This is a genomic window from Gracilibacillus alcaliphilus (assembly GCF_016909015.1).
GTDB lineage: Bacteria > Bacillota > Bacilli > Bacillales > Amphibacillaceae > Gracilibacillus > Gracilibacillus alcaliphilus.
Genome location: NZ_JAFBFA010000001.1, coordinates 197038 through 214004, shown reverse-complemented (window position 1 = coordinate 214004; position 16967 = coordinate 197038). Strand labels below are relative to the sequence as shown.

Below are 16967 nucleotides of genomic sequence, written 5' to 3'. Positions count from 1 at the left end.
TTATAATCTCTTATATTACTAGGACATTACTATGATAGCGCAAACTGAGGCTATGGTCAATAAAATCTATCTTTTTGTTGCAGAATAAGATAATTTTCACTTGTTCGACAAAAAAGACACTTCATTCTTTAATTATTCAACTGCTTACACGAAATTATTGTATAAGTGCGTGTTCAAAACCATCCTGTCCTGACATACCCCACTTATCCATGAAAACGGTGGTTGCTCTCCTTAGTTGGTTCATTCGTGTGAATCTTTAGATTCACACGCCTTTCAGCAGAGCTGAAAGGTTGCACGTTTTTGTGTCAAGAAGTTTCGATAGAAAGGAGTTAGCTTCTTACGCTTTCCAATAGCTGCTAATCAGTTCGCTGACTTGATTGACTTGATCTCCTACCCACTGTTTGGCATAATCTGATTGAAAATCATCTATCGTTGTAGTCGGAAGCCAGATTAGCTGGCCATTTAATTGACTTTCATGCTTTTTCCAATTGACATCATGTGTCAAGAAAAATATATGGTTGAAATGTTCATTGGATAATGTGCTTGTCCATTGATTGAGTAATTCTATCCCTTGCTGATAATCCTGGTTATAAATATACGAATAGTTAGGACTAAGGAACAGTCTTCCCATAAATTGCCGTTCTAATTCATCTGAAATGATTTGTATACTTCTCTTTTGATCGGCAAGCTTGGCTGCACTAGCTTCTGACGCCAATTCTATTGGTATGACAGGAATAATTAAGGTATCGATATATGATTTTGATTGAAAAAATAATTGCAAGTCTTTCTTTTTCCATTGCATGTCTAGTCCCTCCAAGTATTTTTCTTAAAGAGGTTGTTCAAAAAGTCCAATAAAAATGACACGTTGAATTTCTGCGTTAGCTTGCTTTTCCGGCGTGCAAGACCATCTGCTCAAAGACTGCGCCGCCTTGAACTTTCGACGCACAAGATGTGCTAGTATTGGTGTTGCAACAAATGGTTTCGGTGGGGCGAGTAACCGCAGTCCCAGGACGTTGCGAACTTAACCGATGATGGTCCTTTTTATCGAACTTTTTGAACACGCACTTAAAAACAAAAAACAAGGGCTTCCGCCAGGCATGAAGACGAAAAGCCGTTTTCATTTATTTATGTTTTTGATAAATTGCTTCTAGTTCTTTCAGCTGTTCGGTCCAATGCTGAAAGGATTGCTGATCCTTCACATCCAAGGCATGATTAATCTTTTGTAATAAATCAGACTTTTTGTATTCATAGATAGAATAATCCAGCCAGCGCTCTACCAATTTCTTATCATTACCAGTTAAGAAATAATCATCTGGAATAAATGGGTTATCTTCCAATACCTTCATATACGGAATACACTGCTTTACATTCTTAAAATTCAACTGAATATACATTGGTTCTTTTGAGTGTAACCGAATATCGTGAAAAGATTTATCCGCATCGGTAGTGACGATATGCTTCTTGTAAAAGCGAAAGGCTATCTCGTTGGAACAGTGTGTCGAGATGATCATGGCTCTTGGACAAAAACGAGCTTCCAGAACAAAATGGACTTGTTTTAAAAGTTCTTCATGATTCAGTAAGTAGTTCAAAATCCAGACACTCTCACGTTTCTTCAGTTGATAATTGCTTAAAAACCATTCAATAAACACCTTTTTATCTTCTATTTGAACAGAAGTTTCCAATTTTTTAATCCCCTCCATTTTTAAAAGAGAGTATCACCGTGTTGTTCTTTAAGTCGTTCTAAATTTTGGGCAATATCGAAGTCTGAAGGTTCTACCTGTAAATACTCTTCAAAGATTTGAATGGCGTCCTGTGTCCTACCTTCTTCCATCAAAAAATATCCGTAGTCTTTTAAGAAATCAGCGTCTTTACTTAATTTATTGTATGCATTTTGGTAGGCATTTAATGCCTCTTTAAATGCTTCTTCTTCATTATATGCTTGAGCAAGTTCCCAAACGAAAATACCGTCCAATGGTTCCATATCTACATCTTCCGTTAACAGACTGATAATTTCCTCATTCTCACCCTGTTCTTTATAAGCTTCCACCAAAAATAATAAGGCATCTTGATACTCACTATCTAAAGCAATCGCTTGTTTGACATAGGCAACAGCCTCTTGATAATGTCCGCGCTTTAACGCGATCTGCCCTGCTGTCAGCCACATTTCCTTATGGAGTGAGTCCATTTCTGTCCCTGTCTGAATGGTCTGGTATGCTTCTTCCATTAACCCTGCTTGTTCATAAGCCTTGGCCAAGTATAGATATACCGAAGGATATTCCAACTCATTATTTATCAGTGTTTCCCATGCCTTAATTGCTATCTCATATCGTTCCGACTTATAAGCCAAGAAACCATATCGGAATAGCGTTTCCGGGTCTTCTGTATCCAATTCCTGATAAAATTCCAGAGAAGTCTCGAATTCACCATTTAATGCATAGGCCTCTGCCAATCGACTAGTAATATTTACATTCGCAAACTCTTCTGTAAACTTTCGAATATTCTCATAGTAAACAATCGATTTGTGATATTCTCCCGCCGAGAACAACAGCTCCCCTAGGGCAAAGTCAATAATTGGTTCATCAGGTGCTATGTTTTTGGCTACAAGCAGTTTTCTTTCTGCTACTTCAAACAGCCCCTGAGCTTGATAAAGATCGGCTAGTTGCACTAAGGCTTGGAGATAATTCGCATCATTCTCATCAATCTCATTTAACAGTTCGATTGCTTTTTCATCAGCTTCTTTGTCTGTCATAATATCAGCCAGCATGATTTTGGCGTCCCCATTCCCAGGCTCAATCGCAAGAATCGTCTCTAATACGTCCTCTGCCAGATCATGGTTACCTAATTCAATAAAAATTTGCGAAATTTCCAGTTTACTATCCATATCAGCCGTCTTTGCTGTATTAGTAAGTAATAATAGTGCCTGCTCCACTTCACCGCTGTGAATCATTTCGATGGCTTGCTCTATTGTGTCCAATTACTTCAACCTCTCTATTCAACGTTTCTTTTCTTCGTTATTTATAATTTTATCGAATAAGAGGCAAACGAGCAACCCGAAGGCATTATAAAATCTTTGGCACAAGGTTGAACTTGTGATAGATCAGTCATTCCATCACATGACTGATAGTAGGAAAAGGTCAGGGGGCTGATCCAATGATGGATCAGCCCCCTGATTCTTTTTTGAATTGAGCCTTGTCCATCTTTAACAGCTAAGACAGCCCATTTTGTGTTTTTGGCAACCTTATGTCAACATTATATTTTTGCTTCTACTTTATTACCGAGTTATAAGAGTATGAAGATGTTCAAAAAAGTTCGGGTAAGAAACAGCGATACACGCTGCATCATGCAACTCTATTTTTTCATCTATTAATAAAGAAGCAATTGCGATCATCATGCCAATACGGTGATCACCAAACGAGTCTGTTACTCCGCCATGAAGGGCTGTTTTGCCATGTACGATCATTCCATCTTCTGTTCCAGTTATCCTTGCACCAAGTTTCGTCAAAGTCGTTACTACCGATTCAATTCGATCCGTTTCTTTGAATCGCAACTCCTCCGCATCTTTAATGACTGTCTCACCTTCTGCTTGGGTGGCAAGTAAAGCGATGATTGGGATTTCATCAATAATCCGCGGGATAATCTCTCCTTCAATGGTAGCAGGCCGCAGTTCAGAAGCTGTTACTCGAATATTGCCTATTAGCTCCCCGCCAATCACCTTCGTTTCGGTCACTTCAATAGCTGCTCCCATCATTTGGAGTACATCAATAATCCCAGTTCGTGTCGGATTTAACCCAACATTTTCGATCATAACCTCACTTCCTGGTATAATAGCTGCTGCAACTAAAAAGAAGGCAGCCGATGAAATATCGCCAGGTACCTCTATATCACAGCTATGCAATGGAGTCTTTCCTTTGATTCGAACCGTTGTCCCATCCACTTTGATATCGGCACCAAATGCCTTTAACATATTTTCTGTGTGGTCACGTGTTTTTGTTTTTTCTTGAACGGTAGTTTCTCCTTCTGCAAGCAATCCAGCTAGCAGCACACCTGATTTGATTTGTGCACTTTTTACAGGCGGTTTGAAATCGATCGATTTTAGCTTGCCCCCTCTTACAGACATAGGTAAAAGACGGCCATTATCACGGCCATCAATAACCGCACCCATCTCACGTAACGGATTCGCAATACGATCCATTGGACGTTTTGATAAAGAACCGTCTCCATACAAGGTGAAATGATAAGGCAGCCCTGCTAAAATTCCTAATAACAGCCGTGCAGTTGTCCCTGAATTCCCTAGATTAATAGGCTCTATTGGTTCAACCAGCTCTTCTACACCATTCGATTCAATCACGACACGATCTTCTTCTCGTTCAATAGCTACTCCCATTGCTTGAAAGGCAGCAATCGTCGATAAACAATCTTCCCCCGCTAAAAAGTTGGTAATCGTAGTTTTTCCTTTGGCGAGTGAACCGAACATCACAGCACGGTGCGAGATCGACTTATCTCCTGGTACAGAAATGGTACCCTTTAATTGTGGTTGGCCAAAAGACAGTATTTGATGTGACAAAGTGTATTCCTCCTATTCTTCGATCACGGTATCATAGTTATGTTTCTTTAAAATGGCATGACCTAACTCTTGGTCGTTCTTATTTTGGAAGCTGATGCGTAACATACCTGTGATACCTTCTCTAATCTCTAAAATTTCAATATTGCTAATACTAATATCATGATCTGCAAGCAGTTCGATTACTTTTAGTATGGCACCAGGCTGGTCAAGGATACCTACATAGACATCATAATAGGAGAGAATGGCACCTCGTGTTTTGCTGTCTAAGCCATCTCGGTATTCCTTGGCTTGTTCTAAATATTCTTGTATCTGCGATTCCTCGCCAGAATCAATTAATGTCTTTAATCCTTCCATTTCATTAATCCAATCTCCAAGTAAGCGGCTCATTTTGGAGCGGTTCTGAAAGAAAATATCCCGCCACATTAATGGATTGCTGGAGGCAATTCTCGTAATATCGCGAAAACCGCCAGCCGCAAGTTTTGGGATATATGGGTGTGTTTTTTGCCAGCTTCGTGCCTGATGCACTAAGGAGGAAGCAATTAAATGAGGAAAATGAGAAATAACACTTGTCATTTCATCATGCTCATCCGGTTCTAGAACAATAAATTTCGATTTTGCAGGACTTAGCACCTTCTTTAAGGTTAACAAATCCTCTTCAGTACTTGTATTAGTTGGTGATAGTACATAAATAGCATTTTCGAATAAATATTTCTTGGCTGCCTGTACACCTTTTTTATGGGAACCTGCCATCGGATGGCCTCCAATAAAGGCTACATTCTCGTTGGTTAGTTGATTAGCCGCCTCCATAATTGGCCCTTTTACAGAACCTACATCAGATACAATCACACGATGAGGTAACTCGATATTATTTAATTGCGTAATCCATTCGACTGTAATCGATACAGGAGCTGCCAAAATACAAATATCTGCCTGTTTGACTGCCTCGCTAAAATCATGGTAGCTCTCGTCAATCATGTGATTCATGATGGCATATTGTAAAGTGGTCCGATTGGAATCATAGCCAATCAGCCTAACTCCTTCTGATTCCCTTATACTTAAAGCAAGCGAGCCTCCAATAAGACCGAGACCCGCTATTAAAACCGTTTGTTTCACGCTTTATTCTCCTTTTGCCTCTTAAATAATTAACTATCAAGCTGTTTGCCTGATTCGATGTATTTCCACCTGCAGATACTTCCTTTGAGGATCCCTTCCTCAGAGAGGCGCCCCTCGAATTAGGTATCTGCTATTCATTCTAATGTTGCTTAAGAGAGAAATGCCTTCATATGAGAAGCCAGTTCATTCATCTGTTCTTCGGATCCGATGGTGATTCGCACACCGTTCGGGTGACCTAAAGCCTCTCCAGAACGTACAATAAAGCCTTGTTTTAATAAATATTCAGTTAGCGCATCACCTGAAGTTGGCAGTTTTACAAATAAGAAATTGGCTTCTGAATCATAGTAGCTTAAGCCCATTTCTTCACACTCTTTCATAAATGCCTTTTTATTAGTCAAGTTTTCTTGATAAGTCTTTTCCAAAAAATCTGCGTCATCTAATGAAATGGCGGCAGAACGCTGAGAAATAGTCGTTGTATTAAATGGTCCGCGTGCAATATTCAATAAGGTGGCAACTTTTTGTGAAGCGACACCATATCCTACCCGTAGATTTGCCAGGCCATAGGCTTTAGAGAAGGTATGCAATACAACTAGATTGGTGTATTGCTCTATTAATCCAATACTATTCGGATTACTGGACTTCTCAATGTATTCAAAATACGCTTCATCTAACACGACCATTACCTCTGATGGACATCTTTCCAAAAAGTCGATCAATTTGTCACGGCTAATTAATGATCCCGTCGGGTTGTTAGGTGAACAAAGCCACACCACTCTTGTTTGTTCATCTATTTGCTGCAGCATTGCTTCTAAATTATGATAACCATCAATCAAAGGTATTTCTTTGACGTCTGCACCCTGGATGACTGCATTGTGCCGATACTGTGGAAAAGTAGGTGTCGCCGTTACTGTATTGGTACCTGGCTCTAAATACGTACGACAAATAATATCAATTATTTCGTCTGAACCGCAACCAAAGATCAGTTGTTCTTGCGCTATATCTAATCGGCTAGCTAACTTTTCACGCAAAACAGAGGCGTTGCCATCTGGATACTTTTCCAGATCATCTAACATCGTCGGAATGGCTTGTTTCACCTTATCTGAATAACCAAACGGATTTTCATTAGAAGCCAACTTGACGATTTTTGTTAACCCATAAGCTTTCTTCACTTCTTCTATTTGTTTACCTGGTGTATATGGTGCCATCGATTGAAACACTTTCTTTGCTTGCACACCGCCACTCCTTTCCACTATTTAAACTCACTTATCTTGTAAGTCCGGTCTTAATTTGACTGCCTCATGTAAATATATGTGCTCTACCTGTTCTTGTGATTGGGAAGTATTCACTGTCATCATCACTCTGATACATTTCGGCAGACTGCCCGGTACATCGATTTCAGGCATACACATAACCGGAACAAATTTCCACCCGTCGATCAGCCTCAATGCTTTCGCAGGAAAGGCAGCATTCAAATCAGGTGTAACAGAGATAAGAACAGAGGCAATGTCTTCTGGCTTCACATTATTTTTACTAGCCATTGCTTCCAGCATCTGCTTCGTTTCTTGAACCATTTCTTCTTCCTGATTATGCTTAACTGTTGTGGCTCCTCTAATTCCTCGTATCATCATGAATCCAACTCTCTTATGAATTTTTCCAATAAAGGTATTAATTGCTCATCTGCTATATTTTTTACAATAGGTTTCCCTATTGCTTCTAATAAAACCATTTGCACAGTAGCGTTTTCTGATTTTTTATCTTTTTTCATCCTTTGCAGCAAACGGTCAACAGATAAAGAGGCCAGCTGCTGCGGATAGTGATTTTTCTTCATCCACTGATCAAATGCCTCGTCAGGTAGCTTCACCCCTAATTGGTTCTCGCTAACATTCAGAGCAAACTGCATGCCGATTGCTACCGCTTCACCATGTGTGATTTTCCCATATCCCAATTCGGCCTCGATAGCATGACCCAGCGTATGACCGAAATTAAGATATTTACGCACATTTGATTCTCGTTCATCTGCCTCTACGACTTGTGCCTTAACGGCAATCCCTTTTTGAAGATGATCGGCCAGACGATCAGGAGATAAACGTTGCGTCAAATCCGTTTGCAGTACATCTTGTAAAAATGTTTCATCACTAATAAAACCATGCTTGATTACTTCTGCATAACCGGAACGGATTTCTTTGGCTGATAAAGAAGTCAATGTATCTGTATCATAGAGTACTGCTCGTGGAGGATAGAAATTCCCAATTAAATTCTTACCTTCCGGGTGGTTAATCGCCACTTTGCCGCCTACACTGCTGTCATGAGCAAGGATGGTTGTTGGGACTTGGATAAAATCAATCCCCCTCATATAAGTTGCCGCTACAAATCCAGCTAAATCACCGATCATACCGCCTCCTAATGCCACAATCAGTGATTTGCGATCAAGCTGATGCTCAATCGCATCTGTTAACAGCTGATAGTATTGTTCAATCGACTTAGAAGCCTCTCCAGCTGGTACTGCACTTACAAACACTTCCGCATGCTGGGCAAGCTTCTCTTTGATTTCATCAGCATATAGGTCAGCCACTACAGAATCAGTAATCAACAGTATCCGCCGGTATCTATTTGGCAAATATTCATTAATATCTTGAAGAATACCTTTACCGACGATCACATCATATTGGTTAGAGCTCGTGCGAATGGTTTGTTTATGCATTAGAAGTTGCGAACCTCCTCACGATACTGATCAACCGCCTCTTTTAATTTAGGAAATTGATCATGCGGGAATTGTTCCAAAATCGCCTTTGCTACTTCAAAAGCTACGACATGCTCCATCACTACGGCAGCTGCTGGCACCGCACAGGAATCTGATCGTTCAATACTTGCATTAAATGGTTCTTTTGTTTCGATATCAACACTTTGAAGTGGTTTATACAAGGTTGGAATAGGCTTCATTACACCTTTTACAACGATTGGCATACCAGAAGTCATCCCGCCTTCAAAACCGCCTAGGCGATTGGTTCTTCTATAATACCCTCGTTCCTCTGACCAAAGAATCTCATCATGTACTTCACTGCCATTCTTGCGGGCAGCTTCAAACCCAATGCCAAATTCTACCCCTTTAAATGCATTAATACTTTGAACAGCTCCAGCAATGCGTCCATCTAATTTACGGTCATAGTGTACATAAGAACCAATACCGGCCGGCATGCCTTCCACCACTACTTCACAAACTCCGCCAATAGAGTCTCCGTCTTTTTTGGCTTTGTCGATTGCATCCATCATTTGTTGTCCGGCAACCTCATCTAAACACCTTACAGGTGACTCTTCTGAAATACGAGCCTTCTCTGCGATAGACAAATCCTTTTCTTCCGCTTTTATTCCGGCTATTTCCTTTACATATCCTACAATTTCAATATCTAATTGTTTTAATAAGGTCTTTGCTACAGCACCAGCAGCTACTCTTGCTGTTGTCTCTCTTGCTGATGAGCGTTCTAAGATATTCCGCATATCACGATGACCATACTTAATTGCACCATTTAAATCGGCATGTCCCGGACGAGGTCGAGTAACCACACGTCGAATATCTTGATCCTCCGCAATAGGATCTTCCCCCATTACATCGATCCAATGCTTAAAGTCATCATTATGTACAACCAGTGCAATCGGCGAGCCTAGTGTATAGCCATGGCGGACGCCGCCCACTATATCTACTAAATCCTTCTCGATCTGCATCCTCTTTCCTCTGCCATGTCCCTTTTGGCGACGTAATAAAGATTCGTTAATATCATCTTGAGTTATTGGCATTCTTGCAGGTATGCCCTCAATGATGGTTGTTTGTTGTTTACCATGTGATTCACCTGCTGTTAAATAACGCACAATTATCCCCCCTGGAGTTGTTTTTTTGTATTACTATACCACAAAAATTATGTTTCGTGTGTTACTTTATCGAAGCTTTTCCATAAAAGAAGGTATCTAACACCGAAAAATCATATTGTTCCGGCGAGAAAATCTGTTCTGTACTGCCAACAAAAAAGACTCCATCTTTCGCCAATGCCTTGCTAAAATTATGGTAGATCGTATGTTTCGCTTCTTCCGTGAAATAAATCAATACATTTCGACAAACAATCAAGTCCATATTGCTTGGATATTTGTCTGCTAATAAATTATGTTTTTGAAACGTAATAGTTTGTTTCAGCTTATCATCGACCTTAAATGTTTGTCCTTCTTGATGAAAATACTTCTTTTTGATACTGTCCGGTACCTCTTGTAATGCTCTGTCTTTATAGATTCCTTGTTTAGCTCGGGCTAATACATTCGGATCAATATCCGTTGCAGTGATTTCAATCTGAGCAAGCGGCCAGAGCTGATTAGCAATAATAGCCAATGTATACGGTTCTTCCCCGGTTGAACAGGCAGCACTCCAAATCCTAATCTTGGAACGCTTCTTTTTTAATTCTGGCAAGATCTTCTTTTCCAGCACATTCCACCGAGACGGATTCCGGTAAAATTCCGATACATTGATGGTAACTTTATCTAGAAACTCTTGCAATAACTGTTGGTCTTTATTAATTGCTTGAAAATAGGGCCCAAAAGAAGCGAAACCCCTTTTGTTACACAAAGAGGTTAGTCGGCGCTTCATTTGTGCCTCCTTATAAAGAGACAAATCTAATCCAGTTTTTTTATAAATACTTTCAATAAATAATTGATAATCTGACATCGTCACTCTCCCCACTCAACCGCTTAGGACAACCATGTATCAATTGTTCTAGTGTAGTCTTGTATCTCTTCTGCTGAAAAAAACAGATTGATTTCCCGCTCTGCACTTGCAGGTGAATCAGAACCATGAATTATATTACGATGTGTAACAACACCATAATCCCCTCTGATAGTTCCTGACAGCGCTTCTTGAGGATTCGTTTTTCCCATCATCTGTCTTGCAGTGGCAATAATATTGTCACCCTGCCAAACCATTGCAAAAACCGGACCTGACGTGATGAAGTCCACTAAACTTGGGAAGAATGGCTTACCATCATGCTCAGCATAGTGCTGTTTCGCTAAGTCTTCCGAAATCGTCATAAACTTAGCCGCCACCAATTTGTATCCCTTATGTTCAAATCTAGAAACTACTTCTCCTATTAAGCCCCGCTGTACAGCATCTGGTTTCATCATTAAGAATGTTTTTTCCATATTGGTCACCTCATTAAATTTTTCTATTTCCTATGTAATTAGCGATATTTTCTAAGGCTTCTTTGGCTTCGTTATTTGGTAAACTGCTCAGTGAATTATGCGCTTTCTGTAAATAAGCATCACTCAGTTGTCTCGCTCTTGCTATGGCATCTGATTTCGCAATTTGGGATGTTATTGGCTCCAGCAGCGACATATCCAAATTCTCACTGTCAAAAAAAGCAGTCTGCAAGTCCTGTCGAATGCACTGGTCGTCCATGGCATATAGAGCAGGCAAGGTAATATTCCCCTGGAACAAATCACTGCCAGCCGGTTTGCCCAGCTGTTTTTCTGATGAGGTAAAATCGAGAATATCATCAATAATTTGGTACGACATGCCCATGTAGTATCCATAGTTGTGTAAGGCCTGCTCCGTTGCTTTATCTGCACCTGCCACAATGGCACCTATTTGGCAGCTGGAAGAAATCAACAAAGCTGTTTTTCGCTTAATTCTTCGCAAATAGGTGCGCAGGTTCTGATGCAGATTATATTTATCCTTAATCTGCTCAATTTCACCAACGGTTAATTCGATCATTGTTTTTGATAACACACGATGCGCCTTCGGGTTATCGATCTCTGTAAATTGCTGTAATGCCGTTGCAAAAATAAAATCACCTGTCAGCATAGCTACTTGGTTATCCCATTTCGCTTTCACTGTCGGCTTTCCGCGCCGAACATCTGAATCATCAATCACATCGTCATGAACTAAGGAGGCCATATGAATTAATTCTAATGAGCATGCCGCTTTTTTCACTTGATCTAATCGATAACTTCCGAATTGTGAGGCAAGCAATAAAAAAATAGGACGCAGTCTTTTTCCGCCAGCTTTCAACAACTGTGTTGCCGCCTCTTGTAAAAGCGGCTGATTGGCATAGACCGTTTTTTCTAAAGTTTCCTCAATCACGGATAGATCTTTTTTTATAAAAGCATAAGTTCTTGCAAGCTTCATCTATTGCCCCACCTCTAATTCTTTACTTGTTTTTCACCCATATGCATAGCAACCGTTCCGCCTGTATACCCCTTGTAATGTACATTCGAAAGGCCTGCCTGTTCAAATAATTGCTTTAATTCTTCTCTGCCAGGAAATTCTCGGGCTGACTCATGCAGCCATACATATTCCTTATAACTCTTGACAAATATCCGTCCAAAGAATGGCATAATATGTTCAAAATAAAAGTAATAGCCACGACGAAAGAGCCCGTTTTTCGGCTGTGAAGTTTCTAAACAAACAACATGCCCTCCTGGTTTCACAACGCGATACATTTCCTTTAATGCCAGCAAATAATCTGGCAGGTTGCGTAACCCAAAGCCGATCGTCACATAATCAAACGAATCATCTTCAAAGGGTAAGTCCATTGCATTCCCATGGATGAATGTCAAGTTTTTCTTTGTACTCTCTTTCAGCCTTTGTTCCGCTACAGATAACATGTTTTTGCTGAAATCCAGACCGGTCACTTCTCCAGTCGGTCCCACTGCCTCTGCTAAGGCAAACGACCAGTCACCTGTACCACAACAAAGATCTAAAGCCTTGGTTCCCTTCTCAACTTCCATACGCTTCATCACATCTTGTCGCCATTTCTTGTGCCGACTCAGGGATATGATGGTATTCATCGAGTCGTAATTACCGTATATCTTCTCAAATACCTGATGTACTTTCTCTTCTTTCGATTGTTTTGTCATCATATGCAATCCTCTACTCTATTGATTCATTAATTTACTTACTTCGCCATGTACTAACTCATTGTCTTTAAGCTGCTTCCATCCATATAAATCTATATTTTGCGGCAGCAGAGCATGGTAACTGCCAGTTTGAAGCTTATCCTGTATTTGCTGCTGCTGCAGATTGTATTGATGGATCAAGCCATGTTTCAAGTCGTCAAAGGAAAGGGTATCACGTGTCTGCTGTAAAATTAACTGCTGTAAAAAAGTAGTTGTACCTTGCATTAACCGTACCAGTTCATACTCTAAACGCTTCAACATCGCCCAATCCGTTAAATACTCTAAATCAGCTGTCTTTTTTACATACTCAGCCATTTTATCGATTAGCTTCATTTCTATCTTCTGATAATCCGACAAAAGCTCCGCCACCGTACCATATTCTGTATAAAACACGTCCATTTTCAATTGGGTCATCTCACTGATGGCAACCGCAAGCTGCCGAATAACCGTTATATCGCTCTGATTCGAGAGTAAGTGATAGTAAATACCCGAATAATAATCACCAGCCAGCACTGTGAGTTGCTGTTCTTTCAAAGTAGACTCATCAAAATTCTTTGTAACGTTATCATGTGTGTTCAGAGCAATCTGTACTAACATTGTTGCATGAACTAATGCTGTATAATCTTCTCTTTCTTTGAGAAGTTCATGCAGCACCAGGATTTTATGTATGTCCAATTCTGGATCAGATAATCTCTCATTTAAAAAATTCTGATCAATAGAATCTTTTATTAAATTCGTGTAAAAATCGATTGTTTTCATCCATGTCATCAAGCTCACCGCAATTCTTCAAAATCCTTTTCTTTATTAACATAGTATAACATAAATTCACAGATTACAGGAGAGATAAGTTAAGGGGAAATCATGGGAGGAAATAAGAATAGACAGGAAATTGAGAGAGAATATAAAAAGGGTGCCAGAAGCACCCTTTGTCGCCCATATGTAATACCATATTATTTAACGATATCTTTAAGGGCTTTACCTGGTTTAAATGCTGGTACTTTGCTTGCAGGGATTTCGATTTCATCTCCTGTTTGAGGGTTACGCCCTTTACGAGCAGCACGCTCACGTACTTCAAAGTTACCAAAACCGATTAATTGCACTTTTTCGCCATCTTTAAGTGAATCCATGATAGATTCAAAAACCGCATCTACGGCCTTTGTAGCGTCTTTTTTAGAAAGTTCGCTTTTTTCAGCTACTGCATTAATTAGATCTGTTTTGTTCATGATATTCACCTCCTCCCGAAATAAAGCTATAAACTCCTCTTTGAAGAAAGTATTTCTATAGCTAATCGTCACCAATCATTTGATGACAAGGCTTATAATAACTGAGAATGAAAGATAATTCAACAAATATCCGTTTAAAATTTAAAATTTTCTTCCATTTCTCTATAAGCTAACTTGAATATTAACACATGTTTTCTAGCTATGCAAGTGTTTACAAACATTGATAATTCAATATTTTTAATTTTAAAAAACACTTGTCGGATTGTTGGTCTTTTTCTGAGAAACATTAAAAAAATTTCTTGGATGTCTCTCCAAATTGGATTTAACTCCAGTATAACCTGGTTATGGAAAGAATATACAAGCACAAACTGAAAAAATGAAATTCTGCGATTCTGATTCCAGTCTGTATCTTTACAAAGATTCAATTTGTTAGATCAATGGTTTGTGAATGATCCAAGTTGCTCTATCATAAAAACAAGAAGCTCGCTTGGTACAGATTAGTTAAGCAGGCTGTTACACTTTTTTAAAAAATAGCTATAAATAAACTCATTTCCTAGCATACACCTAATTCCTGCCTGCTCTTTTTCAATTTAGAAAGACAATCATTTGTTTCTCCTTTTAGCAGATTTTTCACCCAGTACATACAGATCTTTCTATGACAAAAGCATTAGCTTCACTCGAATAAATCAACTACAAAATAAGTCAGTTTATCCGTAATAAAAAACGAACAATTAATTTTTTCAGATTGATAAACAACTTCCTCGACTCATCAGGTTTAGACCATGTATAAGATAATAATAATCAGACAGTGGAACAATAGTTAAACACTTGGTTAGCTTTTATCATACCAAAAATCAGAGGCAGACCTAGTTATGGATCTGCCTCTGATTCTTTTGTATGATCAGTTTCTATTCCTATACTATAACCTTGCTGCATAGAGATAAACAGCTCTGATTTGTCCAATTTACGCTGTTCATATTTCTTAAACACTTCCTTTAACTGTGCTCTCTTCCCCTTTGCTGTAAAGATCTTACTATTCTTTTTCAGCCCTAAAAATCCGAATTTAACAGAAGTCATCCTGTTTATCATTCGGATTTTTATTCGGCACTCATACTTTTATCCCATTTTTTTTTGACTTGGTCTGGCACATGTTGACTTCTGGGACCGCCACACAAGGTGAATGGATTTAGTAAAAGCTCTCCTAATGTGATCACTGCAATTCGCCGGATCATGTTTGAACACTCTTTTATAAAATGATCGCAATCAAACCGCCAGACCCTTCGTTAATAATCCGCTCCAACGTCTCTTTCAGTTTAAAACGAGCATGTTCTGGCATAAGTGACAGTTTTCCTTGAATACCTTCGCGGACAATAGAACTTAATGACCTGCCAAAGATATCTGACTGCCAAATGGATAATGGATCCTCTTCAAAATCCTGCATTAAATAACGGACTAGTTCCTCGCTTTGTTTCTCAGTTCCAATAATTGGTGCAAATTCTGATTCAACATCCACTTTAATCATATGGATGGAAGGCGCAACTGCTTTTAATCTAACCCCAAAGCGGGAGCCTTGTCGAATAATTTCTGGTTCTTCCAGAGCCATATCATGTAAAGCAGGGGCTGCCACACCATATCCTGTCTGTCTAACCATATGCAGGGCATCCGAGACTTGATCATACTGCCGCTTAGCATTAGTCAACTCTTGCATGAGCTGAAGCAAATGATCCTTACCTCTGATTTCTTCTCCAACAATTTCTTTGAGTACTTGATCATATAATTCATTTGGCGCATGTAAATCGATGTCTGCAATCCCTTCTCCCATTTCAATTCCAACAAGAGAAGCTTGTTGGATATGTTCATACTGATCAAAATGTCCGATAACCTGATCAACATCTCGCAATCGGCGAATATCCTTAATCGTATCTTCAATCGCTGTTTGATAATTTTGTCTTAACCAATGTGACTCGTCCAGTACCAGTACCCAGCTTGGCATGTTGACATTGACTTCAAGTACTGGGAATTCATAAAGAACTTCTCGTAAAACATTATGGACATCGTGCTCGGTCATACTTTCAACACTCATAGCAAGCACGGGAATATCATGTTTCTCCACTAATTCTTGTCTTAATAATTCTGTTTCCTGATTATGAGGCTGTACCGAATTAATAATCATTACAAAAGGCTTACCGACTTCCTTTAATTCACTTACGATGCGATCTTCTGCCTCTAAATAATCCGACCTTGGAATTTCTCCAATAGTCCCATCTGTAGTTACAACTATTCCCATAGTGGAATGTTCCTGAATCACTTTACGTGTCCCAATTTCAGCTGCATCATGAAACGGGATAGGCTCCTCATACCATGGTGTATGAATCATTCTCGGGCCATTCTCGTCTTCAAAGCCTTGGGCACCTTTCACTGTATAACCGACACAGTCTACCAGCCTTACATTTACCTCTAAACCTTCTTCTACTTTCAATGCTACAGCTTGATTAGGTACAAATTTTGGTTCTGTTGTCATAATTGTTTTTCCAGCTGCACTCTGCGGTAATTCATCTTGCGCTCTCAGGCGATCACTTTCATCTGGAATATTTGGCAAGACCATTTTTTCCATGAATTTTTTTATGAAGGTTGATTTTCCCGTCCGAACAGCGCCTACAATTCCTAAATAGATGTCACCATTAGTCCTTTTCGAAATATCTTTGAAGATATCTACTCTTTCCAAATGATCCCCTCCCGATCAATTCAACCTCATCATACCTTGACGATATCAGTATATGACGTTGTCCTACTAATTTATGCTAATCTGTAACGCAAATTAAATTAGCCTTAGCTATAGACAACTTATGAGAAGGAAACGTCTATTATGACTAGAAAAAGAATTTTACCTTAGAAAAGCCTATCTCCTTATTGTGAGAGGGTCTACATGAGCCTTATACCAGATTTGTATCATTTTATCCGAAACAGCCGTCCATAAGACCCTTCCTATCAAGTTCTGAAAAAATTTCAAATAAAGAACCTTTGCTAATGGCAGGATCGCTTTAGATTTGTCTTTTAAGAGCGAGGTTCGAACTAATATGCCTTGACAGACACTACCTATGTTGATCGTCTTTTTTGTATTCTCTTTCAGACTGTTT

At 39.4% G+C, this 16967-nt stretch carries 18 protein-coding genes; all 18 read right to left on the bottom strand.

Going from position 1 to position 16967, the window contains the following annotated elements:
• Window positions 1-337: 337 nt before the first annotated feature.
• On the bottom strand, window positions 338-802 hold the full coding sequence (locus tag JOD18_RS01150; protein ID WP_204667040.1) for a DUF2487 family protein: 465 nt from the start codon (window positions 800-802) through the stop codon (window positions 338-340).
• Between the two features lie 319 nt (window positions 803-1121).
• Entirely contained in the window at window positions 1122-1682 is a 561-nt protein-coding gene (locus JOD18_RS01145; protein WP_204667039.1) for a ReoY family proteolytic degradation factor, read from the bottom strand.
• A gap of 20 nt (window positions 1683-1702) precedes the next feature.
• Window positions 1703-2974 carry a tetratricopeptide repeat protein gene (locus JOD18_RS01140; protein ID WP_204667038.1) on the bottom strand — a complete coding sequence of 424 codons (1272 nt, stop codon included), beginning with the start codon at window positions 2972-2974 and terminating at the stop codon, window positions 1703-1705.
• A gap of 297 nt (window positions 2975-3271) precedes the next feature.
• The gene (aroA, locus tag JOD18_RS01135; protein ID WP_204667037.1) at window positions 3272-4564 is read right to left on the bottom strand and encodes a 3-phosphoshikimate 1-carboxyvinyltransferase; all 1293 of its coding nucleotides are present in this window, start codon (window positions 4562-4564) and stop codon (window positions 3272-3274) included.
• Between the two features lie 12 nt (window positions 4565-4576).
• Window positions 4577-5677, bottom strand: a complete 1101-nt coding sequence (locus JOD18_RS01130) for a prephenate dehydrogenase (protein WP_204667036.1) — start codon at window positions 5675-5677, stop codon at window positions 4577-4579.
• Window positions 5678-5826: 149 nt separating this feature from the next.
• Window positions 5827-6909, bottom strand: a complete 1083-nt coding sequence (gene hisC / locus JOD18_RS01125) for a histidinol-phosphate transaminase (protein WP_204667035.1) — start codon at window positions 6907-6909, stop codon at window positions 5827-5829.
• 27 nt (window positions 6910-6936) lie between these two features.
• The gene (gene aroH, locus JOD18_RS01120; protein WP_204667193.1) at window positions 6937-7302 is read right to left on the bottom strand and encodes a chorismate mutase; all 366 of its coding nucleotides are present in this window, start codon (window positions 7300-7302) and stop codon (window positions 6937-6939) included.
• Complete coding sequence (gene aroB, locus JOD18_RS01115) at window positions 7302-8378, bottom strand: 3-dehydroquinate synthase (protein ID WP_204667034.1); 1077 nt, start codon at window positions 8376-8378, stop codon at window positions 7302-7304. The genes aroH and aroB overlap by 1 nt, the downstream gene beginning before the upstream one ends.
• Window positions 8378-9541: a chorismate synthase gene (gene aroC, locus JOD18_RS01110; protein WP_204667033.1), complete on the bottom strand. Its 1164-nt coding sequence runs from the start codon at window positions 9539-9541 to the stop codon at window positions 8378-8380. The genes aroB and aroC overlap by 1 nt, the downstream gene beginning before the upstream one ends.
• Window positions 9542-9602: 61 nt before the next feature.
• Window positions 9603-10382: a CheR family methyltransferase gene (locus JOD18_RS01105; RefSeq protein WP_204667032.1), complete on the bottom strand. Its 780-nt coding sequence runs from the start codon at window positions 10380-10382 to the stop codon at window positions 9603-9605.
• Window positions 10383-10405: 23 nt separating this feature from the next.
• A complete protein-coding gene (ndk, locus tag JOD18_RS01100) occupies window positions 10406-10852 on the bottom strand; it encodes a nucleoside-diphosphate kinase (protein WP_204667031.1) in 447 nt (148 codons plus the stop codon).
• A gap of 13 nt (window positions 10853-10865) precedes the next feature.
• Window positions 10866-11837, bottom strand: coding sequence for a heptaprenyl diphosphate synthase component II (gene hepT, locus JOD18_RS01095; protein WP_204667030.1), 972 nt, complete (start codon window positions 11835-11837; stop codon window positions 10866-10868).
• A gap of 14 nt (window positions 11838-11851) precedes the next feature.
• A complete protein-coding gene (locus tag JOD18_RS01090) occupies window positions 11852-12568 on the bottom strand; it encodes a demethylmenaquinone methyltransferase (RefSeq protein WP_204667191.1) in 717 nt (238 codons plus the stop codon).
• 18 nt (window positions 12569-12586) lie between these two features.
• Window positions 12587-13375, bottom strand: coding sequence for a heptaprenyl diphosphate synthase component 1 (locus tag JOD18_RS01085; RefSeq protein ID WP_204667029.1), 789 nt, complete (start codon window positions 13373-13375; stop codon window positions 12587-12589).
• 182 nt (window positions 13376-13557) lie between these two features.
• Window positions 13558-13830 (bottom strand): HU family DNA-binding protein, encoded by a 273-nt coding sequence (locus JOD18_RS01080; RefSeq protein WP_035721086.1) that lies wholly within the window; start codon window positions 13828-13830, stop codon window positions 13558-13560.
• 870 nt (window positions 13831-14700) lie between these two features.
• Window positions 14701-14907: a hypothetical protein gene (locus JOD18_RS01075; protein WP_204667028.1), complete on the bottom strand. Its 207-nt coding sequence runs from the start codon at window positions 14905-14907 to the stop codon at window positions 14701-14703.
• A 20-nt stretch (window positions 14908-14927) separates the two neighbouring features.
• Window positions 14928-15062, bottom strand: coding sequence for a hypothetical protein (locus tag JOD18_RS24525; protein ID WP_275582953.1), 135 nt, complete (start codon window positions 15060-15062; stop codon window positions 14928-14930).
• A gap of 14 nt (window positions 15063-15076) precedes the next feature.
• On the bottom strand, window positions 15077-16555 hold the full coding sequence (gene spoIVA / locus JOD18_RS01070) for a stage IV sporulation protein A (protein WP_204667027.1): 1479 nt from the start codon (window positions 16553-16555) through the stop codon (window positions 15077-15079).
• Between the last annotated feature and the right edge of the window lie 412 nt (window positions 16556-16967).